The following is a 26,103-nucleotide window of genomic DNA, read 5'->3' on the forward strand; positions in this document are numbered from 1 at the left end:
GTTCCCGTGCCCCGTTGCCGGGGGCACGGGAACCGGCGCCGCCTCATGCGGGGGCCGGGCCGGTCACGCGGCCGGGCCGGAGATGTGCCGCTGCGGCTCGCCGCCCGGGGTGGTCTCGGCGGCCTCGGTGGCGCTCTCCTGGGCCGGGACCTGCGGTGCGGGCCGGTCCTTGCGGGCCGCCGGGGAGTAGCGGGCGGCCTCCGCGCGGATCATGGCGTTCAGGGCGGCGTACGGGTCGATGGGCATGACGGAACCTCACGGTGGTCCGGGTGTGTGTGGGGGAGTTCTGCCGCTCGGCCCCCTCAGCAGCGCAGGACCACACTCCGTACCGTCCGCGCGGGCCCGGCCGCCCCGGCCGGCCCGCCCCGGGCCACACGGGTGGAATCGCCCGCGTGTTTCACGTGAAACGTCGCCCGCGGCAGCCCGCGCGGGGCCGGGGCCGCGCGCACCACCGTCCGGACGTCGGCCCGGGCGTACGGGTCCGCCGCCGGGTCCGACTGCCCCTCGGCGGGATCGGCCGGGGCGGAGGAGGCGGCCCGGGGATCGGCGCCGGCGGTGGCGGCGGCCGCGGGACCGGCGGCGAACAGGCACAGCAGGGCGACGCAGGCCATCGTCAGGGCCCGCGCCAGCACCGTCCGCGCGTACCGCGCACCGCTCATGGGGTCTTCCCTGCCCCGCCGCCCCCGCCGACTCCCCGGCCGCCCCCGAGAAGCCCCCGACCGGGGGACGAGAACACCCCCCTCGGCTGACGGGAGGCCGCCGCGCGCACCGGGTTCAGCCGGCGCGCAGGGGGCCGGTCAGCCGGGCGAGGACGGAGGTCTCGCCGCTGACCAGCCGCAGCCGGGCCCGTCCGCCCCGGTCGGGCCCGGTCACCCCGTACGGCGAGACCCGCTCGACGGTGAAGACGGCCGTTCGGTGGTCCGCGCGCGGGATCTCGATGATCCGGCCCCGCCGGAGTTCGGCGAGCGGGAGCCCGTTGCCGGTGACCACGGCGGTCCCGGCCGACCCGGGGGCCGGTCCGGCGCCGTCCCAGCCGGCGGTGTCCTCACCGTCGGGGGCGCCCTCGGCCATCGGGAGGTCCACCCCCAGGCTGGGGATGCGCAGCCGGAGCGGCCGTGCGGGGCGCAGCGGTCCGGCGGCTCCGGTACGGCTCCTGCGGGCCGGGGAGTGGCCGTGGGCGCCGGAGTGCTCCAGCTCGCGTACCAGGCGGCGGTGGCCGGACAGGCCCAGGGCGCGGGAGGGCAGTGCGTCGGCGATGCTCGAGGATCCCGGTTCCTGACCCGCTCCGTCCGCTCCGTCCGCGCCGTGCAACAGGCCGATGCCGGTACAGAGCAGAGTGACCGTCAGTGCGGCGGCCGCCCATCGGGCGCGGGACATGGCATTCCTCCTGGGCCGGCTCGGGCGGCCGGTCCCTGGGAGCGTGGCCCACGGGTGGGGGGTCGGCACGTCGGTGACGTCGGAGAGTTGACGGTGTGTCACCGGTGTGTCGGGGGGCGCGGGGGAGTCTTCGCAGCTGGCGGTGGGGGGTGGGGGCGGTTGCGAAACCGGGGGGCCGTGCGGCCGAACGGGTGAGGCGCCGCTTCCCCGGCCCGGCCGGTGCTCCTACGGGAGGGGGTCCGTGGGCCAGTTCAGGAGGCGGGCGCCGAGGGTGGCCGTCTGGAGGGTGTAGCGGTGGGCGGGGTCGGCGGGGTTGTGGCCCGTCAGGCCGTGGATGCGTTCCAGGCGGTACGTCAGGGCCCGGACGCTCAGGTCCAGCCGCCGCGCCGCCTCCGCCGACACGCAGCCCGCGTCGAAGTAGGCGGTCAGGGTGTCGAGCAGGGGGACCGCTCCGCCGCGGCCGGCCCGCAGGGGGCCGAGCACGGTCAGGACCAGGTCGGCCAGGGCGGCCCCGTCCCGGGTCAGCACGGGGTAGACCAGCAGGTCGGCGGCGCGCAGCACGGGGCCGTCGAGGCCGAGGCGGTCCGCGAGTCCGAGGGCGCGCAGGGCCTCGGCGTACGAGGCGGCCACCCCGCCCGTGCCGGGGTGGGGGCGCCCGGTCGCGACGAGCCCGCCGGGGCCGGAGCCCGCGACGGCCAGCTGCGCGAAGCGGGCCGGTACCGCGTCGTCGTCGCCGGGGGCCACGCAGATCAGCCGACCCTCCTTGACGGCGAGCAGCGCCGTCCCGGCCAGCGCCCGCTCCAGCCGCCGGACCTCCGGGCCGCCGTCCGCGTACGGGGTCAGTGCCCGGGCGACGGCCACCGTGTGCGTCGGGGCCGGGCGCAGGCCCAGGCGGCCGGCGTGGTCCGCGAGGCGCTCGGGGTCGTCGTGGCCGAGCAGGAGCGCGTCGAGGAACTCGCGGCGGGCCGCTTCCTCCTGGCGCGCCGCCAGCCGTGCGGCCCGCCCGTGGCCGTCGGCGACGGCGTCCACGGCCCGTTCCACCAGGGCGGGCCGCAGGCACGCGGCGGCCCGGTCGCCGAGCGCGGCGCGGGCGGCGGCCAGGGCGCCGAGCAGGGCGCCGAGGCCGTGGCCCGCTCCGGCGGCGTGCTCGCCGAGGTCGCGGAGGGCGTCGAGCTCCTCCTCCGCGGGCTCCCGGCCGGTGGCCGAGACCTCCGCGAGCATGCGTACGTACCCGGTCAGGTACTCCTCGGGTATGTCCCGCCCCGCCGCCGTCACACCAGTCCCCGCTCCGCTCGAAAGGCCCCATTCTTCCTCGTCCGGCGGGAAGTTCGGGTGCGGAGCGGAGAAGGGGACGGGCGGACCGGGGGCGGGCGGGGGGCTCAGAAGACCACGAAAACCACCGCCGCCGCCCCCATGAGGGCGGCGGCGAGGTGCATCGCGGGGTGGCCGTAGTCCCCGTACCAGAGCTGTCGGGCGAGTCCGCCGAGGGCGGCCAGGGCGGCGATGACGCCGATCTGCGCCAACAGGGGGGCTGCGGTGAACGGAGCCAGGCTCAGCAGCACCGAGTTCAGCCAGAACGGTGCGGCGCCGGTCCAGCCCCGCCATTCCCGGATCGCGGACTGCATGCCCGGTCCCACCCCTTCGCACCGGCACTCCGCAACCGGAGTGCCGCCCTCAACTCATCGGCTGTACAGCCTCCTTGGGGGCGGCGGCCGGGGCAATAGCGCGTTCGGCTAGAAAACCGAAGGCCAGGCCGAAAGTCACCCATACCGCAGCCTGGATGGCCAGCGAGCTGAGCCGGAACTGCCAGATCAGCGCCGCCGGGAAGTCCGCCGGCACCTCGTTGATCCCCGGCAGCAGCGCGTAGGCGACGCCGACGGCCGCCACGAAGGCCAGCGAGGCGACGACCGAGGCGTTCCAGTTCCCCAGGCGCGGCGCGAGCCGGCGCCCCAGGATCAGGGCGGCCGAGGCCAGCAGCACGCTCAGGGCGATCATCAGCAGGAACAGGGTGGTCCGCCGGACGACCGTGTCGGGGTCACCGACGGCGGGGGGATTGGCGGGGTACTTCAGGAACGGGACCAGTCCTACGGTGAGGAACAGCCCGCCGCTGACCAGGGCCGCCGTGGCCCGGGGGCCGAAGCGGCCGATGCGGCCGAGGGCGAAGCAGAAGACGAGCGCGGCGATGCCGCCGAGCGCGACCCCGTAGAGCAGGGTGCCGGTGCCGAGGCCGGCCGTCGCCTGGAGGGCGCGGCTGACCGGGGCGGCCTCGGCGTGGTCGTGCGCGGCCTCGCCGGCCTCCTCGATGGCGATCGCCGCGTCCACCTTGGCCTCGCCGAGCAGGTACGCGACGAGGAAGGCGGCGACGCCCGCGAGCAGGCCGGCCAGCATGCCCCGGACCAGGAGGGCGCGGGGGGAAATCGTGTTCACGTGGGAGCTCCTTGCGTGATCGACAGGGGATCAGCAGGAGGTCAGTGGCAGGGGAAACCGAGCAGGTGGCGGCCGTCGTGCATCCACTCGTGGACGTTCTCGCCCTGGAAGATGGCGGCGGCACCCTGCTCGACGCCGACGAGGTAGAGCAGGAACAGGGTCACGACGGCGGCGAAGGCGGCCCAGGGGGCCAGCGCGGAGAGCGAGATGGGGGCTACGGCGACAGGGGCCGAAGCGGGCACGGCGGAGTGGGCCATGGCAGAACCTCCAGGGGAACACGCGTCCCGGTCAGTGGTGCGCTCGTCGAAGGTGGGCGGGTCTGACTTCCCTCCCCCGTCGCCGCGGGAGGATTCACAGTGGCGCGACCGTGCCGGATTCTCACCGGTACTTCCGTCATACCTTCTACATGTCGTCCGAGACGGTAGCGCGCTCCTGGCTTGAACACCACGGCGTGTGGCCCCCGTCTCACGCCCCGGGCGCGCGCTTTACGCTCTTTTTATGCCTCCGACTCCTCCGGTGCGCCTGCACCTGACCACGCCTCCGCTCGACGACGCCGCCCGCCAGGGGCGTTTCGGCTACCCGGAAGCCGGTCCGGGGCACGCGGGCCTGGCCGGGCCGGACATGGGCGCGTGGGCCGGCCGCACCCTCGACGAGGTGGCCGCCGAGGACCCGGAGGCGGTCCGGCGCTGGCTCACCGACCCGGACTTCGCCCCGCCCGGCGGCGGGGAGTCCGTGGCCGCGCTGATCACCCGTACGGGGGAACATCTGGCGGGGCTGGAGCCCGGCCGGCACCACGCGGTGGTCGCCCAGGCCGTCGTCCGGGCGGCGGTGGTGTCCGCCCTGGAGCTGCCGGCGGCGGCGTTCTGGCGGCTCGACGTCCGCCCGGACACCGTGACCGCCCTCAGCGGGCGCGCGGGCCGCTGGAACCTGCTGGTCGGGCAGCGCCCGGCATGAGGAACGGCCCGGACCCCGCGACGCGGTCCGGGCCGAACCCAGGGGGAGGGAGCGGGCGTTACGCCACGATCCAGTCGGAGGTGGCGATCACGGGCTGGACGCCGTCACGGTGGACGGTGCCCTCGATCAGGCCGTACATCCGGTCCGCCGCGAAGTAGACCTCGTTGTCGTTCTTGAGGCCGAAGGGCTCCAGGTCGACGAGGAAGTGGTGCTTGTTGGGCAGGTTGAGGCGCACCTCGTTGACCTTGGGGCAGTTGTCGAGCACCCGCTCGGCCATCTGGTTCAGGGTCTGCTGGAGCGAGTAGGAGTACGTCTCCGCGAAGGCCTCCAGCATGTGCTTGCGGACCTTCTTGTACGACTGGTCCCAGTCGTAGCCGGCGTCGTCGGCGGCGAGCGCCGACTGCGCCCAGCGGGCGGTGACCTTGGTCGCCAGGATGCGGTCGTACGCCTCCTGGAGGGTCGTGTACTTGTCCTTGATGAAGCCGTGGAACTCGGAGTTGGTCGAGTTCATCACGGTCAGGTCCTTCAGGCCGGAGATGACCTGGAGGCCGGTGGTCTCGCTGTAGGTGATCTGCGCGGTGCGCACCTCCTGGCCCTTGCGGACGAAGGAGTGCTGCTCCTTGCTCGTGGGGACGGGGATCCGCTCCCAGGCGAACTCCTCGATCCGGATCTGCGCCTCGCGGATCGGGGCCTGGGAGGAGACGAAGTGCTTGGCGAGCAGGATGCCGAAGGCCTCGGGGGAGGCGATGCCGTGCTCCTTGCCGAAGGCGTACACCGTGTTCTTGGTGGTGTCGGTGGGCAGGCAGTTGGCGTTGTCGCCGGTGAGGTGGACGTCGCGGAACTCGCCGCGCAGGGCGACCGAGACGTTGAGGTCGCGGATCTCGGCCCAGGAGCCGTCGCTGCCCTTGCGGGTCACCACGACGATGCGGTTCTCGGCCTTGCCGTACTGGTTCTGGCCCAGGACGTGCTTGCTCATGCTGTCTTCCTTCGGGTACTCGGGAACACGGAGTCCGTTGTTCTGGATCCCGTACGCCCGGCGTCCAGCGCCCGCCCCCTGGGGGACGTCCCGCTCCCCGCCGTTCGGCCCCGGAGGGGGACCGCCCCGGGACTGACGTGCATCCCGGTCCGTAGGTGCTGAGTCGTACTGAAGTACTGGAGTACTGACGGGATTGCACCATGTGTGCGGTGGGTTGACCAGCGCACGGAACCTCCGAACACCGCCCCCCGGGGCTTGGGCGACCCCACAACCGCGCAGCTCAGGCCATGTGCGCGTCCGTGACGGCGAGGGCCTCGTCGAGGACCGCCAGCCCCTGGGCCACGTCCTCGGCCGAGATGTTGCAGGGCGGGGCGACGTGCATCCGGTTCCCGGCGAGCAGGGGCCACAGGCCGCCCTTCTTCAGGGCCGCGCCGAAGGCCGCCATGGGAGCGTTCTCGGCGCCCGAGGCGTTGTACGGGACGAGCGGCTCGCGGGTACGGGCGTCCCGTACGAGCTCCAGGGCCCAGAAGGTGCCCAGCCCGCGGACCTCGCCCACCGACGGGTGCCGCTCGGCGAGCGCGCGCAGGCCGGGGCCCAGCAGCTCGGCGCCGGTGCGGGCCGACTGCTCGACGATCCCCTCCTCCTCCATCACGTTGATCGTGGCGACGGCGGCGGCGCAGGCCAGGACGTGCCCGGAGTAGGTCAGCCCGCCCGGGTAGGGGCGGCGGGCGAAGGTCTCGGCGATGGCGCCGGAGATGGCGACGCCGCCGAGCGGGACGTAGCCGCTGGTGACGCCCTTGGCGAAGCAGAGCAGGTCGGGGGTGACGTCCCAGTTCTCGGCGGCGAACCACGTGCCGGTGCGGCCGAAGCCGACCATCACCTCGTCGAGGATGAACACGATGCCGTGGCGGTCGCAGATCTCGCGGACGCCCGCCAGGTAGCCGGCCGGGGGCACGAGTACGCCGGGGGCGCCGCCGACCGTCTCCAGGATGATCGCCGCGATGGACTGCGGGCCCTCGAAGACGACCGTGTCCTCCAGGTGGCGCAGGGCGCGCTCGCACTCCTCGGCCTCGCTGCCGGCGTAGAAGGGGGAGCGGTAGGGGAAGGGGCCCCAGAAGTGCACGATGCCGGCGGTGGCGCTGTCGTTGCCGAAGCGGCGGGCGTCGCCGGTGAGGTTGATCGCGGTGGTGGTGGCGCCGTGGTACGAGCGGTACGCGGACATCACCTTGGGCCGGCCGGTGTGCAGCCGGGCCATGCGGACGGCGTTCTCGACGGCCTCGGCGCCGGCGTTGGTGAAGAAGATCTTGTCGAGGTCGCCGGGGGTGCGCTCGGCGATCAGCCGGGCCGCCTCGGAGCGGACGTCCACGGCGAAGCCGGGCGCGACGGTACAGAGCTTCCCGGCCTGCTCCGCGATGGCGGCGGCCACCTTGGGGTGCTGGTAGCCGATGTTGGTGTAGACGAGCGCGCTGGAGAAGTCGAGATAGCGGTTGCCCTCGTAGTCCCAGAAGTACGAGCCCTCGGCCCCGGCGACGGCGAGGGGGTCGATGAGCTCCTGGGCCGACCAGGAATGGAAGACGTGCTTCCGGTCGGCGTCTTTCACGGTGCGGAGGGCGTCGGCATCTGTGTTCATATACCGAGGGTAGTTGTCCAGGATGTGGACAGGGGGCTGCTCGCGGGCGTGGCGGGTCCGGGCCGGCGGCGAGGGGACTTGACGGATCGGGCCGGCCTTCCTCGACGGTGCGCGCGTGGCCGGATTAGCGTCACCCGGACCGGCCGCTCCACGGGGGAGATCGGCCGAAAACCCCTGGTGGGGGCCTTTCGCCTGCCTTCGGGACCCCGCTTGGAAGGTGGCGGGAGGCCCCTGCCGGGACCCATCGCCGAGCCGCGGGGCGCACTCCGGCGGGGTTCCGGCGGTGCTGTGGCTCCGCTGCGGGGCGGCTGTGGGGCGGCTGTGGCGGCCTGGTGGCCGAAACCGTGGGATTTGTCCATCCTGGTCGGGGGTAGGTGCGGCGCCGAGGGGACGGGTGAGGCCGTAGACGGGAGTGCGCCGGTGGCGGAACAGACGAGGCGGCTGGTCCTGGGCGGAGCCACGGCGGGTGTCGTCACCCGGTGCCGGGACTTCACCCGCCACGCCCTCGCCGACTGGCGCTGGGCGCCGGGGAGCGAGGCCGAGGAGGACGTGCTCCTGCTCGTGTCGGAGCTCGTCACCAACGCCTGCCTGCACGCCGGGGGCCCGCGGGAGCTGGTGCTGCGCCACGGACCGGACGGCCGGCTGCGGGTGGAGGTGACGGACGACAGCCCCGAACCGCCCAGGCCCCGGGCCGCCCAGGACCGTTCCCGGCCCGGGGGGCACGGGCTGGTCCTGCTGAACCACCTGGCGCAGAGCTGGGGGTCGGCGCCGCTGCCCGACGGCGCCCGGCCGGGCAAGACGGTCTGGCTGGAACTGCCGTCCCCCCTCCCGGAGGGGTAGCCGGGGCCGTCAGGGCGCTCCCAGGCCGAGGCGGGCGAGGCGGTCGCGGTCGGTGAGGAAGTCCAGGGCGGTGACCAGGCCGTCCCGGACGGTGAAGGCCATGAGGGACACCGGCCGCCCTTCCGCGTCGAGCGCGAGCACCCCCGGTGTGCCGTTGACCAGCACCGGGCGGCCGTCCTGCGCGAACCGGGCGTAGGTGATCGCCTGGGAGGCCACCTTCCGGGCGCCCCGCAGCACCGTACCGGGCAGGAGCGCGCCGCCGTCGGAGCGTGCGGTGACCTCCGGATGGAGGACGGCGACGAGGGCCTCCAGGTCCCCGCCCCGGGCGGCCGCCAGGAAAGCGTCGACGACCTGCCGCACCCGGACCGGGTCGCTGTCCGGGGCGGGCGCGGCGCCCTGGACGCGGCGCCGGGCGCGGCTGGCGAGCTGGCGGGTCGCGGCCGAGGACTTCTCCACCAGCGGGGCGATCTCCTCGAACGGCACGGCGAACAGGTCGTGCAGGACGAAGGCCAGCCGTTCGGCCGGGGCCAGGGTCTCCAGTACGACCATCAGCGCGATGCCGACCGAGTCGGCGAGCAGGACCTCCTGCTCGGGGTCGATCCGGCCGGGATCGCCGACCACCGGGTCGGGCATCCGCAGGGGTGCGTCCGCCGCGTCGAGGGAGTCCTCGCGCCGGGTGGCGCGCGAACGGAGCATGTCCAGGCAGACCCGGCCCGCGACGGTGGTCAGCCAGCCGCCCAGGTTCTCCACCGCGCCGACGTCGGAGCGGCTCAGCCTGAGCCACGTCTCCTGCACGGCGTCCTCGGCGTCGCCGAGCGAGCCCAGCATCCGGTAGGCGACCGCCCGCAGGTGGGGCCGGTGCGCGTCGAACCGCCGCGCCAGATCGTCCTGCTCGTCCACCTGTCACGTCCCCCGGTACTGGTCGTCGGCTCCGGCGATCTTCCGATCCCCCGAGGGACGCTAACCACCGGCGGGCGCGGGTCCCACCGGTACGCCCGAGTTCGTCAGGTCAGCCCTGCTTGCGCAGGGCGGGCTCAGGCCGCGCGGCGCGCCCGGAGCCCCATGAGCGCGGTGCCCGCCCACAGCGCGGCCGCGCAGCCCAGGCCCGGCACGTACTGCCAGGCCTCCTGGTCCGCCCCCAGTCCCAGGACGGCGACGGCGGCGAGGGCGACGGTGGCCAGCATGGCGGCGCCCAGCCGGCGCAGCATCGGGGCGCGCAGGGTCCGGGCCAGCGGGAAGAAGTGCGCGCCGACGACCAGGGCCGACCAGCTGAGCATCATCTCGGGGCGGTCCAGGGTGGTGCGTATGTAGTTGTTGCCCGCGGCGAGGACGGCGACCTCGACCAGCAGCACGGTGAGGAACTTCGGGCCGCCGCCGCCCGGGGCCGGGGGCGCGCCCTGCACGCTCGCGGGGGTGCTCCGGGCCAGGAGGAACAGGCGCACGACCGTGGCGGCGCTCGCGGCGAACAGGAGGGCCCCGGCCGCGAGGACGAACGGGCGTGCGGCCCCGTGGACGACGCCCTGTCCGAGCGCGAACCACATCACGCCGAAGGCGGTGCCGATGAGCGATGCCCGGCCACCGTTCTTGAACTGGTCCCGTCGGGTCCGGACGACGGGGCGGGTGGCGGTCTTTTCCACGGGTGTTGCCTCCTGAGTGCGTGGATCTTGCATCTACCCGGTACTTGTACCGTGCCGGGCGTTCCCCGCTCCAGAAGACGGTCTCCCAGCCGCCCCGAAGGCCCCCGCTAGGCGGTGCCCTCCGGGACCGTGAAGATCCGGTCCAGGTGGTGGCGGAGCACGGCGGTGGCCGATTCGGGGCCGCGTTGGCCCACCAGGATGCTCGTGCCCAGGGTCGCCGCCATGGCCAGCAGGCCGACCGCCTCCGTCCGCGCGTCCGCCCCGGGGTCGGCCAGCCCCGCCTCCTGCGCCCCCGCGATCAGCCCGGCCAGGGCGTCCTCGGCGGCGTCCGGGTTGTCGATGAACGGCTGGGCGGCCAGGGCCTCGTCGGTGACGGAGAGGATCGCGTACGAGGAGTACAGGAGGTGGAAGGTGCGGCTCTCCTCGTCGGTGGGCAGCGAGGCCAGGACCAGCGCCTCGGCCGTCGCCCTCGGGCCCGGGGCCGGGCCGGCGGCGGCGAGGCGGGCGCCGACGCGGGCGGTGAACCGGTCGGTGAGGTGCTGGAGCCCGTAGAGGAGCAGCTTCTCCTTGGTCTCGAAGTAGTACTGCACCAGCCGCAGCGACACCCCGGCCTCGGCGGCCACGTCCCGCATGCCGACGGCGTGCAGCCCGCGCCGTCCGGCGACCCGCACCAGCGCCTCGGCGATCTGTCCGCGCCGCTCCTCGTGGTCCACGCGCTTCGGCATGTCCTGGTCCTCCCACCGTCGTCGCCGTTCCTTTCATGGTACCGCCGTATCATCAATGTGGTACGGTCGTATCACGAAGAACGGAACTGCAACGGAGGTGCCGCCGTGCCCGAGAACAGGACCCGCGTACGCCGTGACGTCGGCCGCTACGTCAACGACGCGCTCCGCGACCGCTACTTCGCCGCGGCCGACGTGCTCTACGCGATGGGCGCCCCGATCCGCTCCGAGACGGACGTCGAGACCAGCTTCGGCACCACGCACGTGTACCGGTACGGGCCCGCCGACCCCGCGGCCGAGTCCCGCACGCCGATCGTCCTGATCCACGGCGCCGGCTACTCCTCGGCCATGTGGTACCCCAACACCCCCGGGCTCAGCCTCGACCGGCCCGTCTACGCCCTCGACACCCCCGGCGACGCCAACCGCAGCGTCCACCGCGAGCCCATGTGGCAGCCCGAGCGGGCCGCCCAGTGGATGGACGAGGCCCTCGGCGCCCTCGGCCTCGACCGGGTGCACCTGGTCGGCTCCTCCTACGGCGGCTGGCTCGTCCTCAACCAGGCCCACCGGCGCCCCGGACGGCTCGCCTCCGTGACCGCTCTCGACCCCGGCGGCCTGGAGAAGGTCGGGCTGCGCTTCTTCGCCTGGGTGTTCGTCAGCCTCTTCGCCAGCTTCGCCCCCAAGGCGCTGCGCCCGCGCCTCGCCGCCTGGCTGGACCAGCCCGTCCTCGCCATCCCGGAGATGCGCACCTGGATCCAGCTCGGCGCCCGCGCCTACCGGATCCGCCGTCCCGCGCCCCTGCCGCTCGCCGAGGACGAGCTGCGCTCCATCCGCACCCCGCTCTACGTGGTCATGGGCCGGCACAGCCTGCTCGTGCACCCCAAGCGGCAGCTGGAGCGGGTGCCGCGGCTGGTCCCCGGAGCCCGGGCCGAGATCGTCGCGGCCACGGGGCACGGCCCCCAGATCGACCACCCGGACGTGGTCAACGCCCGCATGCTGGCCTTCATGGAGGACGCCGACACCCTGGAGCGCTCCGCCGCCTGACGCGGTCCGCCGGGTGCTCCGACGGAACGTCAACCTCCGCTGTTTTCAAGCGGATTGAAGCGCTCCGGAGTACACCGGCGTACGCCCATGGTTGTATGGCTGCGGCGGTGATCCACTTCCTAGTGTGACGCCCGTGATCAATATCAGTGGGCAAGTGATCGTCGCCAGGCCGGTGCGGGTCCTGGACGTCCGTTGGCACTCCCTCGCGGACACCGTCCGCCTCTGCTGGGAGGAGGCCCGGCCCGTCGTCCAGGTCGCGTTCCTCCTGCGGTTCGCGGTCGGCGTGGTGTCGGCGGGGCAGCTGCCGCAGTCGCTCGGGCGGCCCGTGCTCGGCACGGCCTCCCTGTGGTGCGCGGTGGTCTGCGCCTACCTGCTCAACGGCGTCACCGACGTCCACGAGGACCGGGTCAACGGCTCGCGGCGGCCGATCGCCCGCGGCGACCTCGCCGAAGGGACCGCCGCCCGGGGGACCGTCCTGCTGGCCTGTGCCTCCCTCCTCCTCGGCGGGCTCGCCGGACCCGCGGTGGTCGCCTGGACGGCCGCCTTCCTGGTGCTGGGCTGGGCCTACTCGGCCGACCCGGTGAAGGCGAAGTGCTCCAGCGGGCGGTGCGCGGCGGTCGTCTTCGGGCTGGGCGCGACCGCGTACGGGGCCGGGGTCGCGGCGTCCGGCGGGGACTGGACCGTGACGGGCGTGCTGGTCGCCGGGGTGATGTCGGCGTGGATGGCGCTGGTCGGCGCCGTGACCAAGGACCTGGGTGACGTCAGCGGTGACGCCGCCGGCGGCCGCCGTACCGTCGCGGTCGTCCGCGGTCCGGCCGCCGCGCGGGCCCTGGCGGTGGCCGGTGCCCTCGCCGTCGGCGCGGCCGCACCGGCGCTGGCCCTGCTGTGGGCGCGGCCCGCCCTCACGGTGGCGGTGCCGGTGGCCCTGGGGTCGCTCTGGGTGGTCTTCCGGGTGCTGCGGGGGGCGCGCCGCGAGGGCGACGGCCGCGCGGAACGCCGTGGTGCCTACCGGGCGTTCATGGTCACCCAGTACGTCGCGAACCTCACCGCCCTGGCCGGCCTGACCCTGGCGGGACTCCTGGGCTGAACCCGTCCGCCCGGCCCTGACCGGACCCGAAGCCGGACCTGAAGCCGGAGCCGAAACCGGACCCGCAGCCCCGACCGCCCACCACGATCACCGACCGCGCCGCACCAGCGGCGCGGTCATCTGTTTTCCGGGAACATCTTGTTCAGCGCCTGCACCCGCGAGCTGATGCCCAGCTTGCGGTACGCGTTGTGCAGGTGCCGCTTGACGGTCGCCTCGGTGATCTCGAAACGCCGGCTGATCTGCCGGTTCGTCAGCCCCTCCCGGACCGCCTCCAGGATCTCCCGCTCGCGGGAGGTGAGCACCTCCAGGGCCTGCGGTTCCAGGTCCCCCTGCTCCTTGAGCCCGGACGGCCCGGGGCGTTCCGCGGGGGCCTCCGGCCGCGCGGCCTCCTCGTAGCCCCGGATCCCCTGGTAGAGCCGGGCCCCGGTGACCGTGCGGAACGTGGTGCTGATCTCCTGCTGCACGGAGTGCCGTTGCCCGGCCGGCATCTCGGCCGCCGCGTCGGCGACCGCCTCCCGCATGGCCTCCCAGAGCACCTCCGCCGCCCGGACCGACTCCGACACCGGGATCCGCTGCGTGACGCGGTGCGCCCCGAGCAGCCGGGAGTACTCCCCGACCCCGGTGACCTCCGCCGGCCGGCCCGACTCCAGGGACTGCGCGCACTCGGCCACGATGTTCTGCGCCTGGTACCGGCACTGCTGCCAGGCGTCGTCGCGGGTCGCCAGCGGGCTGCCGAGCCGCTGGAGTTCCACCCGGTACGCCTCGATGACCGCGGGCGCGGCGGTCCGGAGTTGCTGCGCGGCTGCCTGACGACTCAACTCTCGTTCACCTTCCCCCGGGACCGCGGCGGGACCTGGAGGTCGAACCCGCTGCGTGAACCCGCAGAACCTAACACCCTGGGGATGCGAGGGAAATGACCGTCCGAAGAATGAGAAAGCATCGGTCCGGCGCCCCAACCGCCACGGATTTCGTGGTGTCGAATGCGCCGGACCGATGGATTTCGTCGTTACGGACTGGCCCGGACGGTGGCCCGGTCCGCTCAGGAGGTCCTGGCCCGTTGGGTGACGACGATGCAGGCCAGGACGATGCACGCGGTCAGCGGCACGGCCGCACCGATCTGCTCGCCCATCAGCAGCACCGCCCACAGCAGGGTCAACAGCGGCTGCGCCAGCTGGAGTTGGCTCGCCCGGGCGACGCCGATGAGCCCCATGCCCTTGTACCAGACCACGAACCCGCCGAACTGGGAGACCGCCGCGATGTACGCCATGCCGACCAGGGCCTTCGTCGTCAGGTGCACCGGCTCGTGCGGCAGCGCCCACAGGGACACGGCGATGTTGACCGGAGCCGCCAGCACCACGCCCCAGGCGATGACCCGCCAGCCGGGCATGCGGGCCGAGAGCCGCCCGCCGAAGGCGTACCCGGCCGCGCAGACGACGAGGGCGCCGAAGAGGTAGAGCTCCGCGACCGTCGGCTTGCCGTGGCTCTGCGTGAGGGTGAAGGCGATCACGGTCGCCCCGCCGGTCAGCGCCGCGGCCCAGAAGACCTTGGAGGGCCGGCGCCGGGTGAGGACCGCGGAGAACGCCGCCGTGGCCATCGGCAGCGCCCCGATGACGATCGCCGAGTTGGCCGTCGAGGAGGTCTGCAGGGCCAGCGTGGTGAGCAGCGGGAAGCCGATGGCGCAGCCGCCCGCCACCACGGCGAGCGCGGGCCAGTCGCCCCGGGCGGGCAGCGGCGCCCGCGTCACCAGCAGCGCCGTGCCCGCGATCAGGGCGGCGAGCACCCCGCGCACCCCGATGGCGCTCCACGGGCCGAACCCGTCGAGGGCCCACACGGTGCCGGGGAAGCTGAACGAGAAGCTCAGCACGCCGAGGGCGGCGTAGAGGGTGCCGCGCGCCCCGACGGGGGCGGCCGCGGCGGCCTGGGCGGCGGGGGTGGTGGGGGTGGCGGCCGGGGCCGGGGCCGAGGCCGGAGCGTCGGCCGCCGAGGCCTGTTCTGTCGTTGCCATGCTCGTCATCCGTTCTTGCGTTCTCGGGAGATGTCTTCCAGCCGTGCGGCGATGGCCCGCGCGAACCGGTGGGCGGAGCCCTCCGCGAAGGGCATGCTCAGCGACGGCTCGCACACTTCGAGTTCGAGCAGGACCGGCCTGCCCTCCCCGTCGCGGATGAGGTCGACGCGGCCGTAGAGCAGCGGCCGTTCCAGGTCCAGCCGGGCCACGACCGCCTTCAGCGCGGCCGAGGCCACCGCCCGTTCGTCGGGGGCGGCGTCCCGCGCGGTGCGGGCGTCCTGCGAGGGCACGTCGACCGTGCCGTCGGGCAGGAGCAGCGCCCGCTTGCGGATGGCGTGGCTGTACTCGCCGTCGAAATAGATCAGGTCGGTCTCGCCGTCGCGGTCGATGGCGTCCATGTAGGGCTGGATCAGGGCGTCGCAGCCCTGTTCCAGCAGCTTGGCGATGTGCCGCGTCGCCTCCGGCTCCTGCACGCGGGAGAACCGCTGCACGTCACGCGAGTAGGCGCCGACGGTCGGCTTCACCACGAACTCGGCGGCGTCGGGATACCGTGCGAGGAAGGCCCGCAGGGCGTCGGCCGGCTCGGCCTCCGGTGCGACGAAGCTGCTCGGCACGACGGGCACCCCGGCCGCGTCCAGGTCGCCGAGGTAGCTCTTGTCGAGGTTCCAGCGCACCACCGGCAGCGGGTTGAGCAGGTGCGTCACGGCGGTGACGCGCTCGCACCAGGCCAGGAAGCGCGGCAGCTGCTCGACGTAACTCCAGGGGGACCGCAGCAGCACGGCGTCGAAGGCCGCCCAGTCGATGTCCGGGTCCTCCCAGCTGCATATCTCGGCCCGCACCCCGGCCTCCCGGCACGCCTCCAGCAGCAGGGGCATGTCGTAGTCGATCGGCAGGCTGGTCATGTCGGTGGCCAGGGCCACGTGGTTGCCCATAGATGGTCTCCATGTGATGTACCGGGGGGTTACCAGGGGACGGTTTCGCCGCGGTGCGTGTACGTGCCGGTGGGGCCGTCGTCGTCGAGCAGCGCCATTGCCACGCTCGTCCGCGCGCCGTCCTGGACGGTGAGGTCTCCCTCGCCGTCGTTGAGACCGGTCCGGGTGTAGCCGGGGTGTACGGCGTTCACCTTGACCGGGGTGTCGCGCAGTTCGTAGGCGAGGTGCACCGTCCAGGAGTTGAGTGCGCTCTTGGAGGCGCTGTAGGCGGGCAGCGACTTGAACATGTCGCTGTAGGCGTAGGAGGAGGGGTCGCCGTGCGTGCCGACGGACCCCAGCAGGCTGGACAGGTTGACGACGCGGCCGGCCGGGGAGCGCAGCAGCAGGGGCAGGAAGGCCCGGGTCACCTCGACCACGCCGAACAGGTTGGTGTCGAAGGTCCGGCGCCACTGTTCGAGCGGCTGCTCGGAGGGCTTCCTGCCGTACTCCTCGACGCGGACGGCCGCGTTGTTGACGAGGACGTCGAGCCGGCCGTACGTCCGCTCGACCTCGGCGGCCGCGGCCCGGACGCTTTCGGGGTCGGTCACGTCGAGGACCAGCGGCTCCACCGGGAGCCCGCTGTCGCGCAGCTCCTTCGCCGCCGCGGTCACCGCCTCGCGGTCGCGGCCGGAGAGCAGGACGCGGACGCCGGCGGCGGCGAGCCGGCGCGCCGTCTCGAGGCCGATGCCGCGGTTCGCGCCGGTGACCAGTGCCAGTCGGAAGGGGTGGGGGGACATGCGGGACCTCCGGAGAGCCAGAGCGAGCTGAGGAACTTCGTGACGGGCGGGCCGAAGCGGTCGATGTCGACGAGGAAGGCGTCGTGGCCTTCGTCCGACTCCAGGGCCAGGAACTCGGTGTCGGTGCCGCCGGCGCGGAGGCCGTCGGCGATCTGCCGCTGCTGTCCGAGCGGGAAGAGGATGTCGGTCTCCACGCCGATGACCAGCGCCTTCTCCAGCCGGATCGCGGCCAGCGCCGCGTCGGTCGTGGAGCCGCAGGACTCGCCCAGGTCGAACCGGTCCATGCAGCGGCTGAGGTGCAGGTAGCTGTTGGGGTCGAAGCGGCCGGAGAACTTGCGGGCGTGGCGTTCGAGGTAGGCCTCGACCTCGAACTCGGGGCCGAAGGGCACGTCCGGTCCGCGGCGCTCCGCCGGGATCCGGTCGCGGCCGAAGCGGCCGTCCCATTCCCGGGCCGAGCGGTAGGTCGTCATGCCCAGCTTGCGTGCCGTGAGCATGCCGCGGTGCGGGTAGTCCTCCGTGTCGTGGCCCCCGTAACGGCCCCCGTTCCACCGCGGGTCGAAGCGGATCGCCTCGCGCTGCAGCGAACGGACCGCCATGGCGAACGGGAGCGCGCCCGCCGCCCCGCAGACGCTCAGGTGGGCACGGGCCAGACCGGGGTGCCGGGCCAGCAGGGACAGCGCGCTCATCCCGCCCATGGACGTGCCGATGACGCAGGCCAGCCGTTCGACGCCCAGGGCGCGGACGGTGTGCGCGGCGGCGTCGGCGATGTCCTCCATCGACAGCTCGGGGAAGTCCGGCCCATACGGCTCGCCCGTCGCCGGATCGGCGGAGGCGGGCCCGGTGGAGCCCTTGCAGCTGCCCGGGGCGTTCAGGCAGATCACGTACCAGCGGTCGGTGTCGACCGGCTTGCCCGGCCCCACCATGGCCTCCCACCAGCCCGGCGAGGGGTCACCGGGGTGGGAGGCGACATGGCTGTCGGGGGAGAGGCCGGTGAGGACCAGGATCGCGTTGTCGCGTTCGGGCGCGAGCCGGCCGAGCGTCTCGTACGCCACCCGCGCGCCGTTCAGCGTGCCGCCGCGCAGCAGCGGGAAGGCGTCGGGCAGCGCGCTGAAACGGGCGCCCGGGGGGACGAATTCCTGGCTCACGTCAGTTCCCGGCGTCCAGCGACGCGAGCCACTCGTCGTCCGAGCCCTCGTTGACGCCCTCCATGAGGAAGGTCGACAGGTACCGCTCCCCGGTGTCCGGCAGCATGGCCAGCAGCACCGACCCCTCCGGCGCGGTCTCGGCGACGCGCAGCGCGGTGGCCAGGGTGGCGCCGGCGGAGATGCCGGCGAAGATGCCCTCCTCGGCGGCGAGCCGGCGGGAGGTGTCCCGTCCCACCGTCTCGTCGACGGTGACCAGTTCGTCGATGACCGAGTCGTCCAGCACGCTGGGCACGAAGTTCGGGGACCAGCCCTGGATCCGGTGGACGTTCCACTCCTGCTTGCCCAGGATGGCGGCGTTCTCCGGCTCGGTGGCGACCACCCGGACCCCGGGGCGGGCCGCCTTCAGCATCTGTCCGACGCCGGTGAGGGTGCCGCTCGTGCCGAACCCGGTGACGAAGTAGTCCAGCCGCTTGCCCGCGAAGTCGGAGAGGATCTCCGACGCCGTGGTCTCCCGGTGGTAGGCCGGGTTGGCCGGGTTGTCGAACTGGCGGGCCCGGAACCAGCCGTGCTTCTCGGCCAGTTCGTCCGCGATCCGGTTGCCGCCGCTGCTGCCGAGCGCACCGGGGAAGAGGATCACCTTGCCGCCGTACGCCCGGATGAGCTGGCGCCGCTCCAGCGAGTAGGTGTCGCCCATGACGGCGACGAAGTGGTAGCCGCGCGCCGCCGCCACCATCGCCAGGGCGATGCCGACGTTGCCGGAGGTGCACTCGACGATCGTGTCCCCGGGCTTGAGCAGCCCCTTCGCCTCGGCGTCGAGGACCACGGACAGCGCGAGCCGGTCCTTCACGGAGCCACCGGGGTTGAACGCCTCCACCTTCACGTACACCGAGGTGTGCGCGGGGGCGAGCCGGTTCAGCTTGACGATCGGGGTACGGCCGACGGTGTCGAGGATGCTGTCGTACAGGGGCATGGGGATCTCTCCTGGCGGGCTGGTGAGGGCGGGGGAAGGGGGCGGCCTGCCGGCCGGGAGCGGCCTACCGGCCGGCGAACGCGCTCTCGCGGGCGCTCTCGCGAGCGTCCTCGCGGGCGTTCTCGAAGACGGGGGCGACCATGTCGAGGACCACGGCGACGGCCCGCTCGTTCACCGCCTCGTCCGTGGTGGCGTCGAACTCGGCCAGCTCGACGCCGAGCAGCCGGTCGGCGGGGATCGTCTCGAAGACCATCCGGATCTGCTCGGGCAGCAGGCCGTCCGGGACGGTGTAGTCGGCGGGCACGTGGCCCGGTTCGAGGACGTCCCAGTCGATGTGCACCCAGACGGGACGGTCGCCGATGGCGTCCAGGATGTTCTCAGCCGTCGTCTCGGTGGGCGGGATCACCCGGACCCCGGCCTTCGCGATCAGCTCGGCCTCGCCCGCGTCGATGTCCCGGGTGCCGACCAGCACCGCCTGCGCGGTCGGCAGCCCGCCGCCGTGGCCGCTCTCCCAGAGGCCGCACGCGGCGGAGAGGACCATGCCGCCCAGGTAGCCGCTGCTGGTGGCGGGGACGTTGAAGTCGCCGTGGCCGTCGATGTAGAGCACCACGGCCTCCGGCAGCTCGCGGGCCACCACCGGCAGGGTCCCGATGCTCGCGGGGCAGGTGTTGGAGACCAGGACCGTCCGGCGGCCGGCCCGGATGCTCTCGCCGACGGCCCGGCCGAGCGCGGTCAGCTGCCCCTCGGCCTGCGGGAGGCTCTCGGTCCAGTCGTCGTCGGCGGCCGGCGCGGGCTCCCCGATCCAGCGGCCGGCCAGCCCGTAGCGCTGCTCGATGGCGCGGGCGATCCGGGCCGCGCCCTCGATCATCCGGGGCTTGCGGTCGGCCACCCGGCCCTGGGAGACGATGAGCTCGATCATGGGTCAGGAAGTCCTCTGCGTGTCGTCGTCGGTACGGGGTGAGAAGGGGCAGACGTCGGTCCGCCCGGCGTTCTCCTCGATCAGCCCGTACTGGTGCCATTCGAGGGCGCCTATGCCGTAGGAACCCAATTGCGGGGAATGCGGGACGCCGTCGTAGCGGTTTATCCGGCCGCGGATGTTGGCGCGTACCTTCCGGCCGCTCGGAGTGTCTCCGGCGAATACGTCGAAGCGTTCCCGGGGATTGATGACGAGAACGAACGACCGGCCGAGATTCCGGCTCCGGCGGACCCGGTGCCCGGGATTGCTCATGTTGCAGAACAACGGCATCCCGTCGAAGCACATGGACCACGCCTGGGAACCGGGGTCCCGGGCGACGCCGGCCGGCCAGCGGCCGGGGTCGACCCGGTGCAGCTCCTGCAGCACGTGCCAGCCGAAGGCGTGGTGCGCCTCGACCGAGTCCCCGGCCACGGCGTCCGGCGCGAACACCGCGACCAGCGGGTACGCGGTGTCCAGCGACCCGTCCCAGTCCTTGGCCTCCGCGACGTACTCCGTGAGCGCCGCCGCCAGGTGCCGGATGCCGTCGCTCCCGCCGTCGGGCACGAAGACGAACCGGAGGAGCTGCTTGCGGAAGGCGTTCCGCGAGAACACGCAGGGGAAGTCCGGGTCGGCCAGCCGCCCCGTGACCTCCTCGACCGCGGTGCGCTGCCAGCTCGTTTCGAATTCGGTTGTCTGTGCCTGCGGAACAATTGCTGTGGTGTGCTGCGACGTGTGCACCGAGCCATCCGTTTCTGCGGTTACGGGCTGTGGCGATGGCCATCCTGACCTGCAGAAGCGGAGCGCCGCAATGGATGGGAACGAAGGGTTGAGGGCGGCGGTAACCCCCGTACAACGAAAGGTGTAGACGGCGCCCGGGAACCCCGCTCCGGTAAACGGTTGGCCCGGCCGGACGGGCCGCGTATAGGGTCGTCCGATGAGTGACTCACAACTGGTCCGCCCCCTCCCGGTGAGCGGATTTCCCGAATGGCTGCCGGAAATCCGCAGGGTGGAGCAGAAGTGGCTCGACCTGGTCCGCGCCGGATTCGAGAGGTACGGATTCTGTTCCGTCGAGACGCCCTCGGTCGAGCCCCTCTCCGTGCTCACGGCCAAGGGGGACACCTCGAACGAGGTGTACGCGCTGCGCCGGATCCAGGAGGACGCGGACGACCCGAGCGATTCCCGCATCGGCCTGCACTTCGACCTGACCGTGCCGTTCGCGCGGTACACGGCCCAGCACTTCAACGAGCTGGTCTTCCCGTTCAAGCGCTATCAGATACAGCGCGTCTGGCGTGGTGAACGGGCCCAGGAGGGCCGTTTCCGGGAATTCACCCAGTGCGACATCGACGTCATCAACGTCGACCGGCTCCCGCTCCACTTCGACGCCGAACTGCCGCGCATGGTCCACGAGGTGATGACCGCGCTGGACCTGCCCGCCTGGACGCTGGGCGTCAACAACCGCAAGGTCCTGCAGGGGTTCTACGAGGGGCTGGGCATCGACGATCCGCTGTCGGTGATCCGGGCCGTCGACAAGCTCGACAAGACCGGCCCCGAGGGCGTCGCCGCGATCCTGTCGGGCGAACTCGGCCTGCCCGCCCGGACGGTCGACTCCTGCCTGGCCCTCGCCCGGCTGCGCGGCGCGGGCGCCGGTGTCGTGGACGAGGTCAAGGGCCTCGGGGTCACCTCGGACCTCCTCGACGAGGGCCTCGCCGAACTGGCCTACGTCATGGACTCCCTGGACGACCTGCCCGCGGGCAGCGTCGTCGCGGACCTGTCGATCGCCCGCGGTCTCGACTACTACACGGGGACCGTCTACGAGGGGAAGTTCACCGACTGGCCGGACTACGGGAGCATCTGCTCGGGCGGCCGCTACGAGAACCTGACCGGCTCCTTCATCCGGCGCGCCCTGCCCGGGGTCGGCATGTCGATCGGCCTGACCCGCGTCTTCGCCAAGCTCCTGGCGGAGGGCCTCCTCGAAACCGGCCCCAAGTGCCCCAGCCAGGTCCTCGTCGCCGTCCCGCGCGACGACCTCCGCCGCGAGGCCGGGGCCACGGCGGCGGCCCTGCGGGCGCGGGGGATGAACGTCGAGCTCTACCACCAGGCCGACAAGGTGGCCAAGCAGCTCCGCTACGCCTCCCGCAAGGGCATCCCGTTCGTCTGGTTCCCGCCCCTCGAGGAGGGCGGGAACCACGAGGTGAAGAACCTGGCGACGGGCGGGCAGGGCCCGGCCGACCCCGCGTCCTGGCTCCCGTAGCCGGCCGGGACGAGGACGCGGCCCCAGGTCGGTGACCTGGGGCCGCGTGTTCACCCGGGGCGGGGGCCGCGGGGGACTGCGGACCCCGCCCGGCGGGTGGTTCATGGGGTGGCGGCGGGCGTCAGCCGCGGGGGACCTTCAGGGCCTCCCACTGCTTGGGGCCCGGGATGCCGTCCGCGTCGGCGCCGCTGTCGCCGAGCTTGTGCTGCCAGTTGCGGAACGATTCCCGGTCCGCGTCGCTCCAGCGGGGCCCGGGGCCCTCGGCGTAGGCGGAGCAGCCCTCGGCGACCAGGCGCTCTCCCATCCGGGTGACGACGGGGCTGTCCTGCCCGGCGTGGAAGAACTCGGCGCCGGGGAAGGGCTCGCAGTCGGCGCCCGCGGTCCCGCCGTCCTCGGCGCCGTCACGGGCGGACGAGGGCTCGGCCGTGCCGGAGGAGGGGCCGGAGGGCAGGTCGGACTCCGAGGCCTCCTCGGTGAAGACCACCGCCCCGGGGCGCCCCTTCCACTCGGGGTCGGCCAGCACGACGCCCTCGGCGAAGTCCGGGACGCCGTACCCGTATATGCGGCTCGACCGGCGGTCGCGGGTCTTGAGGTAGACGCCGTCGCCCTCCGCGCTCCCGTCGTCGTTGGTGTTGCCCTCGACGGTGGTGATCGTGGAGTCGGTGTAGGCGATGCAGATGCCGGTGTGGCTGCCGCCGCCGGGGCCGAAGAAGACCTGGCCGCCGATCACCGGGTACTCCGTGAACCGGTCGCGGTCCGAGAACCAGGACACGCCCTCGGCGCAGGACGCGGTGACGGGGAAGAGGGAGGCGTTGCCCGATTCCTGGGCGCACCAGGCCACGAACGTGGCGCACCACGCCTCGCCCTGGGACCATTCGAGGTCGGGCACGGCGGGGGAGTACTTCTGGATGTTGTTCCAGTCGCCGTCGTCGTTGCCCTCCTGGTATCCGATCTCGCCGCGGGCGGCGTTGATCAGGTCTGCTGCGGTTGCGGTCATGAAGGTGCTCCTGTGTACGCGTGCGTGTGCGTATGCGTGTGCGTGTGCGTGTGCCTGCGGGAAGAGGGGGAGAGGGGCTTCAGCTGGCGAGGATCTGGGACCAGAACGTCGTTCCGTCGCCGCTGCTGGTGCGGCCCACGCCCAGGTGCGTGGCGGCGGGCTGGAGCATGTTGTCGCGGTGGCCGGGCTCGTCGATCCAGGCCTGGACGATCCGCTCCGGGGTCGGCCAGTAGTCGTTGCCGCCGACCCGGGCCCCGCCCGCGTTCTCCCACATGTTGCCCGCGCCCCGGTAACCGCCCGCGGCGGCCTGCGAGAACCACTGGCCCACGGTGAAGTGGCCCTGGGTGTTGCGCCGGGCCTGCTCGGCGGCGCTCGACTGGGCGACCGCGTTCAGGGCCGGGTGCAGGGTCAGGGTGCTGCGGCCGTTGCGCTGCCGGTACTCGTTGGTGAGCTGGAGGACGCGGTCCTCGTGCCCGCCGCCCTGCTGGGGCTGCGGACGGGGCTGCGGCTGCGGCTGGGGCTGCTGCTGCCCGCCGCCCCCGTTCCCGCCGCCCTGCCCGCGGGCCGGCACCAGCCGCCACAGCTGGCCCTGCTGGGAGTCGTCCCGCCGGGCCAGCGTCAGGGGGGCGCCCATCTGCGCGGACGCCGTCAGGTAGAGGTCGCCCTCGTCGGTGCGGACGGTCTTGATCCGCAGCCAGTCGTTGTTCACGACCTCCAGGCACCAGCGCTGGTTGGGCTGGCCGTGCTCGTTGAACAGCCAGGTCTGGCCGGTGGAGAAGTTGTAGTCCATGGCCATGCCCTGGCCGGGGGCGTGCGTGCCCTGCGTGATCTGGGTCTCCAGCAGCCAGGTGCCGTTCTCCTTGGCCCAGAAGACCCAGCCCTGGGCCCGGGTGCCGTTGTCGGACCACGACTGGATGCGCGTCCCCCGTGCGCTGTTGCTGCTCTGCAGGTCGGCGACGATCTTGCCGCCCGGCCCGTCGAGCGGGGTCTGCAGCGTCCAGGCCTGACCGTTCTGCGGAAACGTGGGCATCGGTTCGTTCCTCTCGTCGGTGTGACTGACGAGAACGAAGGTCACGGACCCCGGTAGACAGGTGGTCAACGCGCGTAGCTGCATGCGCTGTTGGGGGCGGCTACGGCTGTGGGAGCGCCTCCAGCAGGGCCCGGGTCTCCCCGGCGTCGTCCCCCAGACCGAGCCGCTCGTAGACCGCCAGCGCGTCCTCCAGGCAGGCCCGGGCCTGCCGCGGCCGGGCCAGACCGGAGTGCACCGTCCCCAGCGTGCGCAGCAGCGCGGCCTCCAGCGCCGCACTGGTGCGTCCGGCGAGCGGCAGGACCGCCTCGGCGGCCTCCGCCGCGAGCAGCCAGCGGCCCGCCTCGGCGTGGATCCGGGCCACCAGGTCCCCCGTCGCCGCTTCGAACACCGTGATCTGCAGGGCCGCGAACTCCTCCCGGGCGCGCACCGCGTGGACCAGGGCGGCCTCCGGGTCGCCGCACAGCCGCAGCACCCGGGCCAGGTAGTAGCGCCCGGTCGCGGCCGACACCGGCCCCGACCCGTCCATCAGGCGGGCGCCGCGCTCGGCGGCGGCCCGGCTCTCCTCCACCCGCCCGGTGTGGGCGGCGCAGAACGCGAACTCCCCCAGGGCGCTGCCCTCGGCCCGCTCCGCACCCACCCGCCGGAACAGCCCGGCCGCGCTGCCGGCGTACGTGGCGGCCTCGGCGTACCGGCCGCGGATACGGAGGTTGCTGCCCAGCGCGAGCAGCGCCTTGGCCCGTACCCGGACGATCGGACCCTCGTCGACGCCCTCGCACAGGGCGACCGCCCGGCCGATCTCCCGCTCGGACTCCTCGTACCGGTTGACGTGCCACAGCATGATGCCGCGGACGTGGCGGGCGAGCGCCTCGGGCCCGTCGTCGCCCCGGGCCGCCGCCTCACGGGCGATGCGCTCGGCCAGGTCGGCGATGATCGTGGTCTGGGCCCGCTCGAAGAGCACCGACCCCATCTTGTCCGCGAGTTCGGCGGCGCGGTCCAGCGGCAGCCCCGGATCGGCGCAGCTCAGGTGGATGGCCGCGGCGTGCACCCCGGCCTGCTCGCGCATCCAGCGCACGGCCTCGGCCGAGTCGGCCACCGGGCGGCCCCGGGAGACCACCGGCGCGTCCAGCAGGCTCTGCTCGACCGGGTCGACGGAACGGGCGGCGAGGTCGGCGTTGCGTGCCGTGGCCAGGCAGAAGTCGACCAGCCGGTCGGCGGCCGCGGTGCGCTCCGCGGCGGGTTCCTCCTGCGCCAGCCGGCCGCGTGCGTAGTCGCGTACGAGGTCGTGGAAGCCGTACCGCTCGAACTGCGGGGAGTGCAGCAGGTTCAGGTCGACCAGCGCTTCGAGCAGCTCGTCGGCCTCCGCCTCGGACAGGCCGAGCAGGGCCGCGGCGCAGGGCAGGGAGAGGTCCGGGGCGTCGGGCAGGGCCAGCAGCCGGAAGGCCCGGGCGAGGTCCGGGCCGAGCCGGTGGTAGGAGAGGGCGAACGTGGCCTCCACGGTGCGGTCCCCGTCGTCCAGCTCGGCCAGCCTGCGCTCGTCGCACAGTGCCGCGGAGAGCGCCGCCAGACTGAGCGCGGGGTCCGCGGCCAGCCGCGAGGCGACGATCCTGACCGCGAGCGGCAGCAGTCCGCAGGCCGCCACGATCTCCTCGGCCAGACCGGGCTCCGCGGCCACCCGCTCCGCCCCGGCGATCCGGGTGAACAGCTCCAGGGCCTCGTCCGGTTCGAGGGTCTCCAGCCGCATCTGGTGGGCTCCGGCGAGGCCGGTGAGCCGGGTGCGGCTGGTGATGAGGACGGCGCAGCCGGCGGAGCCCGGGAGCAGGGGCAGCACCTGCTCGGGACCGGCGGCGTTGTCGAGCACGACGAGCACCTTGCGGCCCGCGAGGGCCGAACGGTACAGGGCGGAACGTTCCCCCAGGTCCAGCGGGATCTCGGACGCGGCCACCCCCAGCGCGCCCAGGAACCGGGCCAGCGCCGGTCCGGGGTCCAGCGGGGCCCGGTCGGCGCCGCGCAGGTCGGCGAACAGCTGCCCGTCGGGGAACCGCTCGTGGACCCGCCGGGCCACGTGGACCGCCAGGGTGGTCTTCCCGACCCCGCCCATCCCGTCCAGCGCGGAGACGACCACGGCGCGCCCGACGCCGCCCACGAGGCGGTCGACCAGCAGCTCGACGGCGGACTCGCGGCCGGTGAAGTCGGCGAGCCCGGCGGGCAGCTGGTGCGGGGCCTGCCAGGCGGGGGCCTCGGCGCGGGCGGCGGACAGCGGCAGCAGCGAGGGGTCCTCGCGCAGGATCCGCAGGTGCAGCGCCGCGGGCCCGTCGGCCCGCCGCCCGCCGCCCACCGGCGCGGGACCACCG

General features: G+C 73.6%; 28 protein-coding genes. 5 read left to right on the forward strand and 23 right to left on the reverse strand.

Translation table 11 applies throughout. The annotated features are described in order from the left end of the window. Positions 1–63: 63 nt before the first annotated feature. The 7 genes from ACFVXK_RS24870 to ACFVXK_RS24900 form a co-directional block, all read right to left on the reverse strand. The gene (locus ACFVXK_RS24870) at positions 64–246 is read right to left on the reverse strand and encodes a hypothetical protein (protein WP_389615160.1); all 183 of its coding nucleotides are present in this window, start codon (positions 244–246) and stop codon (positions 64–66) included. A gap of 56 nt (positions 247–302) precedes the next feature. Further along, positions 303–659 (reverse strand): hypothetical protein, encoded by a 357-nt coding sequence (locus tag ACFVXK_RS24875; RefSeq protein ID WP_389615162.1) that lies wholly within the window; start codon positions 657–659, stop codon positions 303–305. A gap of 115 nt (positions 660–774) precedes the next feature. Continuing rightward, the gene (locus ACFVXK_RS24880; protein WP_389615164.1) at positions 775–1,377 is read right to left on the reverse strand and encodes a hypothetical protein; all 603 of its coding nucleotides are present in this window, start codon (positions 1,375–1,377) and stop codon (positions 775–777) included. Positions 1,378–1,602: 225 nt separating this feature from the next. After that, entirely contained in the window at positions 1,603–2,598 is a 996-nt protein-coding gene (locus tag ACFVXK_RS24885; protein ID WP_389615208.1) for a PucR family transcriptional regulator, read from the reverse strand. A gap of 158 nt (positions 2,599–2,756) precedes the next feature. Continuing rightward, positions 2,757–3,002 carry a hypothetical protein gene (locus ACFVXK_RS24890; RefSeq protein ID WP_389615166.1) on the reverse strand — a complete coding sequence of 82 codons (246 nt, stop codon included), beginning with the start codon at positions 3,000–3,002 and terminating at the stop codon, positions 2,757–2,759. Positions 3,003–3,051: 49 nt separating this feature from the next. After that, positions 3,052–3,804 carry a CbtA family protein gene (locus ACFVXK_RS24895; RefSeq protein ID WP_389615168.1) on the reverse strand — a complete coding sequence of 251 codons (753 nt, stop codon included), beginning with the start codon at positions 3,802–3,804 and terminating at the stop codon, positions 3,052–3,054. Positions 3,805–3,845: 41 nt separating this feature from the next. Further along, positions 3,846–4,061 carry a CbtB-domain containing protein gene (locus ACFVXK_RS24900; RefSeq protein ID WP_344159961.1) on the reverse strand — a complete coding sequence of 72 codons (216 nt, stop codon included), beginning with the start codon at positions 4,059–4,061 and terminating at the stop codon, positions 3,846–3,848. Positions 4,062–4,302: 241 nt separating this feature from the next. On the opposite strand from ACFVXK_RS24900, the gene ACFVXK_RS24905 reads away from it, so the two are divergent. Next, entirely contained in the window at positions 4,303–4,758 is a 456-nt protein-coding gene (locus tag ACFVXK_RS24905) for a histidine phosphatase family protein (protein ID WP_389615170.1), read from the forward strand. Positions 4,759–4,816: 58 nt separating this feature from the next. Here ACFVXK_RS24905 and pucL read toward each other — a convergent pair whose 3' ends face one another. Both pucL and ACFVXK_RS24915 read right to left on the reverse strand, forming a co-directional pair. Then, entirely contained in the window at positions 4,817–5,734 is a 918-nt protein-coding gene (pucL, locus tag ACFVXK_RS24910) for a factor-independent urate hydroxylase (protein ID WP_389615172.1), read from the reverse strand. Positions 5,735–6,014: 280 nt separating this feature from the next. After that, complete coding sequence (locus tag ACFVXK_RS24915) at positions 6,015–7,364, reverse strand: aspartate aminotransferase family protein (protein ID WP_389615174.1); 1,350 nt, start codon at positions 7,362–7,364, stop codon at positions 6,015–6,017. 420 nt (positions 7,365–7,784) lie between these two features. Between ACFVXK_RS24915 and ACFVXK_RS24920 the strand changes: the two genes are divergently transcribed. Beyond that, positions 7,785–8,204 (forward strand): ATP-binding protein, encoded by a 420-nt coding sequence (locus ACFVXK_RS24920; RefSeq protein ID WP_389615176.1) that lies wholly within the window; start codon positions 7,785–7,787, stop codon positions 8,202–8,204. A gap of 9 nt (positions 8,205–8,213) precedes the next feature. Here ACFVXK_RS24920 and ACFVXK_RS24925 read toward each other — a convergent pair whose 3' ends face one another. The 3 genes from ACFVXK_RS24925 to ACFVXK_RS24935 all read right to left on the reverse strand — a co-directional run bounded on the left by ACFVXK_RS24925 (position 8,214) and on the right by ACFVXK_RS24935 (position 10,566). Beyond that, on the reverse strand, positions 8,214–9,104 hold the full coding sequence (locus tag ACFVXK_RS24925; protein ID WP_389615178.1) for a sigma-70 family RNA polymerase sigma factor: 891 nt from the start codon (positions 9,102–9,104) through the stop codon (positions 8,214–8,216). A gap of 134 nt (positions 9,105–9,238) precedes the next feature. After that, positions 9,239–9,841, reverse strand: a complete 603-nt coding sequence (locus ACFVXK_RS24930) for a hypothetical protein (RefSeq protein ID WP_389615180.1) — start codon at positions 9,839–9,841, stop codon at positions 9,239–9,241. A gap of 107 nt (positions 9,842–9,948) precedes the next feature. Then, positions 9,949–10,566, reverse strand: a complete 618-nt coding sequence (locus ACFVXK_RS24935; RefSeq protein ID WP_389615182.1) for a TetR/AcrR family transcriptional regulator — start codon at positions 10,564–10,566, stop codon at positions 9,949–9,951. A 105-nt stretch (positions 10,567–10,671) separates the two neighbouring features. On the opposite strand from ACFVXK_RS24935, the gene ACFVXK_RS24940 reads away from it, so the two are divergent. After that, positions 10,672–11,604 (forward strand): alpha/beta fold hydrolase, encoded by a 933-nt coding sequence (locus tag ACFVXK_RS24940; protein ID WP_389615184.1) that lies wholly within the window; start codon positions 10,672–10,674, stop codon positions 11,602–11,604. Between the two features lie 133 nt (positions 11,605–11,737). Continuing rightward, the gene (locus tag ACFVXK_RS24945) at positions 11,738–12,691 is read left to right on the forward strand and encodes a UbiA family prenyltransferase (RefSeq protein ID WP_389615186.1); all 954 of its coding nucleotides are present in this window, start codon (positions 11,738–11,740) and stop codon (positions 12,689–12,691) included. A 116-nt stretch (positions 12,692–12,807) separates the two neighbouring features. Here ACFVXK_RS24945 and ACFVXK_RS24950 read toward each other — a convergent pair whose 3' ends face one another. The 8 genes from ACFVXK_RS24950 to ACFVXK_RS24985 form a co-directional block, all read right to left on the reverse strand. Beyond that, positions 12,808–13,509 carry a response regulator transcription factor gene (locus tag ACFVXK_RS24950; protein ID WP_389615188.1) on the reverse strand — a complete coding sequence of 234 codons (702 nt, stop codon included), beginning with the start codon at positions 13,507–13,509 and terminating at the stop codon, positions 12,808–12,810. Between the two features lie 221 nt (positions 13,510–13,730). Beyond that, complete coding sequence (locus ACFVXK_RS24955) at positions 13,731–14,555, reverse strand: DMT family transporter (RefSeq protein ID WP_389615210.1); 825 nt, start codon at positions 14,553–14,555, stop codon at positions 13,731–13,733. 146 nt (positions 14,556–14,701) lie between these two features. Beyond that, positions 14,702–15,628 carry a RimK family alpha-L-glutamate ligase gene (locus tag ACFVXK_RS24960; RefSeq protein WP_389615190.1) on the reverse strand — a complete coding sequence of 309 codons (927 nt, stop codon included), beginning with the start codon at positions 15,626–15,628 and terminating at the stop codon, positions 14,702–14,704. 29 nt (positions 15,629–15,657) lie between these two features. Continuing rightward, a complete protein-coding gene (locus ACFVXK_RS24965) occupies positions 15,658–16,383 on the reverse strand; it encodes an SDR family oxidoreductase (protein WP_389615212.1) in 726 nt (241 codons plus the stop codon). Further along, positions 16,275–17,549, reverse strand: a complete 1,275-nt coding sequence (locus ACFVXK_RS24970) for a homoserine O-acetyltransferase (RefSeq protein ID WP_389615192.1) — start codon at positions 17,547–17,549, stop codon at positions 16,275–16,277. Before ACFVXK_RS24970 ends, ACFVXK_RS24965 begins: the two co-directional genes overlap by 109 nt. Position 17,550: 1 nt before the next feature. After that, entirely contained in the window at positions 17,551–18,519 is a 969-nt protein-coding gene (cysK, locus tag ACFVXK_RS24975; RefSeq protein ID WP_389615194.1) for a cysteine synthase A, read from the reverse strand. Between the two features lie 64 nt (positions 18,520–18,583). Continuing rightward, entirely contained in the window at positions 18,584–19,438 is an 855-nt protein-coding gene (locus ACFVXK_RS24980) for an arginase family protein (protein WP_389615196.1), read from the reverse strand. Positions 19,439–19,441: 3 nt separating this feature from the next. Continuing rightward, positions 19,442–20,212, reverse strand: a complete 771-nt coding sequence (locus tag ACFVXK_RS24985) for a YqcI/YcgG family protein (protein WP_389615198.1) — start codon at positions 20,210–20,212, stop codon at positions 19,442–19,444. A gap of 196 nt (positions 20,213–20,408) precedes the next feature. Here ACFVXK_RS24985 and hisS point away from each other — a divergent pair, with 196 nt between their 5' ends. Further along, the gene (gene hisS / locus ACFVXK_RS24990; RefSeq protein ID WP_389615200.1) at positions 20,409–21,725 is read left to right on the forward strand and encodes a histidine--tRNA ligase; all 1,317 of its coding nucleotides are present in this window, start codon (positions 20,409–20,411) and stop codon (positions 21,723–21,725) included. A gap of 121 nt (positions 21,726–21,846) precedes the next feature. On the opposite strand, the gene ACFVXK_RS24995 is transcribed toward hisS, so the two are convergent. The 3 genes from ACFVXK_RS24995 to ACFVXK_RS25005 all read right to left on the reverse strand — a co-directional run. Continuing rightward, positions 21,847–22,722: a peptidoglycan-binding protein gene (locus tag ACFVXK_RS24995; RefSeq protein WP_389615202.1), complete on the reverse strand. Its 876-nt coding sequence runs from the start codon at positions 22,720–22,722 to the stop codon at positions 21,847–21,849. A gap of 79 nt (positions 22,723–22,801) precedes the next feature. Further along, entirely contained in the window at positions 22,802–23,752 is a 951-nt protein-coding gene (locus ACFVXK_RS25000; RefSeq protein WP_389615204.1) for a CAP domain-containing protein, read from the reverse strand. 100 nt (positions 23,753–23,852) lie between these two features. Beyond that, positions 23,853–26,103: ATP-binding protein (locus ACFVXK_RS25005; RefSeq protein ID WP_389615206.1), on the reverse strand; the 2,251-nt coding region annotated here is incomplete at its 5' end.

This window comes from Streptomyces sp. NPDC058157 (genome assembly GCF_042884105.1).
Classification (GTDB): domain Bacteria; phylum Actinomycetota; class Actinomycetes; order Streptomycetales; family Streptomycetaceae; genus Streptomyces.

Coding starts and splice junctions, on each gene's coding strand:
- ACFVXK_RS24870 (WP_389615160.1), bottom strand. CDS start 246: ATGCCCATCGACCCGTACGCCGCCCTGAACGCCATGATCCGCGCGGAG.
- ACFVXK_RS24875 (WP_389615162.1), bottom strand. CDS start 659: ATGAGCGGTGCGCGGTACGCGCGGACGGTGCTGGCGCGGGCCCTGACG.
- ACFVXK_RS24880 (WP_389615164.1), bottom strand. CDS start 1,377: ATGTCCCGCGCCCGATGGGCGGCCGCCGCACTGACGGTCACTCTGCTC.
- ACFVXK_RS24885 (WP_389615208.1), bottom strand. CDS start 2,598: ATGCTCGCGGAGGTCTCGGCCACCGGCCGGGAGCCCGCGGAGGAGGAG.
- ACFVXK_RS24890 (WP_389615166.1), bottom strand. CDS start 3,002: ATGCAGTCCGCGATCCGGGAATGGCGGGGCTGGACCGGCGCCGCACCG.
- ACFVXK_RS24900 (WP_344159961.1), bottom strand. CDS start 4,061: ATGGCCCACTCCGCCGTGCCCGCTTCGGCCCCTGTCGCCGTAGCCCCC.
- ACFVXK_RS24905 (WP_389615170.1), top strand. CDS start 4,303: ATGCCTCCGACTCCTCCGGTGCGCCTGCACCTGACCACGCCTCCGCTC.
- pucL (WP_389615172.1), bottom strand. CDS start 5,734: ATGAGCAAGCACGTCCTGGGCCAGAACCAGTACGGCAAGGCCGAGAAC.
- ACFVXK_RS24915 (WP_389615174.1), bottom strand. CDS start 7,364: ATGAACACAGATGCCGACGCCCTCCGCACCGTGAAAGACGCCGACCGG.
- ACFVXK_RS24935 (WP_389615182.1), bottom strand. CDS start 10,566: ATGCCGAAGCGCGTGGACCACGAGGAGCGGCGCGGACAGATCGCCGAG.
- ACFVXK_RS24960 (WP_389615190.1), bottom strand. CDS start 15,628: ATGGGCAACCACGTGGCCCTGGCCACCGACATGACCAGCCTGCCGATC.
- cysK (WP_389615194.1), bottom strand. CDS start 18,519: ATGCCCCTGTACGACAGCATCCTCGACACCGTCGGCCGTACCCCGATC.
- ACFVXK_RS24980 (WP_389615196.1), bottom strand. CDS start 19,438: ATGATCGAGCTCATCGTCTCCCAGGGCCGGGTGGCCGACCGCAAGCCC.
- hisS (WP_389615200.1), top strand. CDS start 20,409: ATGAGTGACTCACAACTGGTCCGCCCCCTCCCGGTGAGCGGATTTCCC.
- ACFVXK_RS24995 (WP_389615202.1), bottom strand. CDS start 22,722: ATGACCGCAACCGCAGCAGACCTGATCAACGCCGCCCGCGGCGAGATC.
- ACFVXK_RS25000 (WP_389615204.1), bottom strand. CDS start 23,752: ATGCCCACGTTTCCGCAGAACGGTCAGGCCTGGACGCTGCAGACCCCG.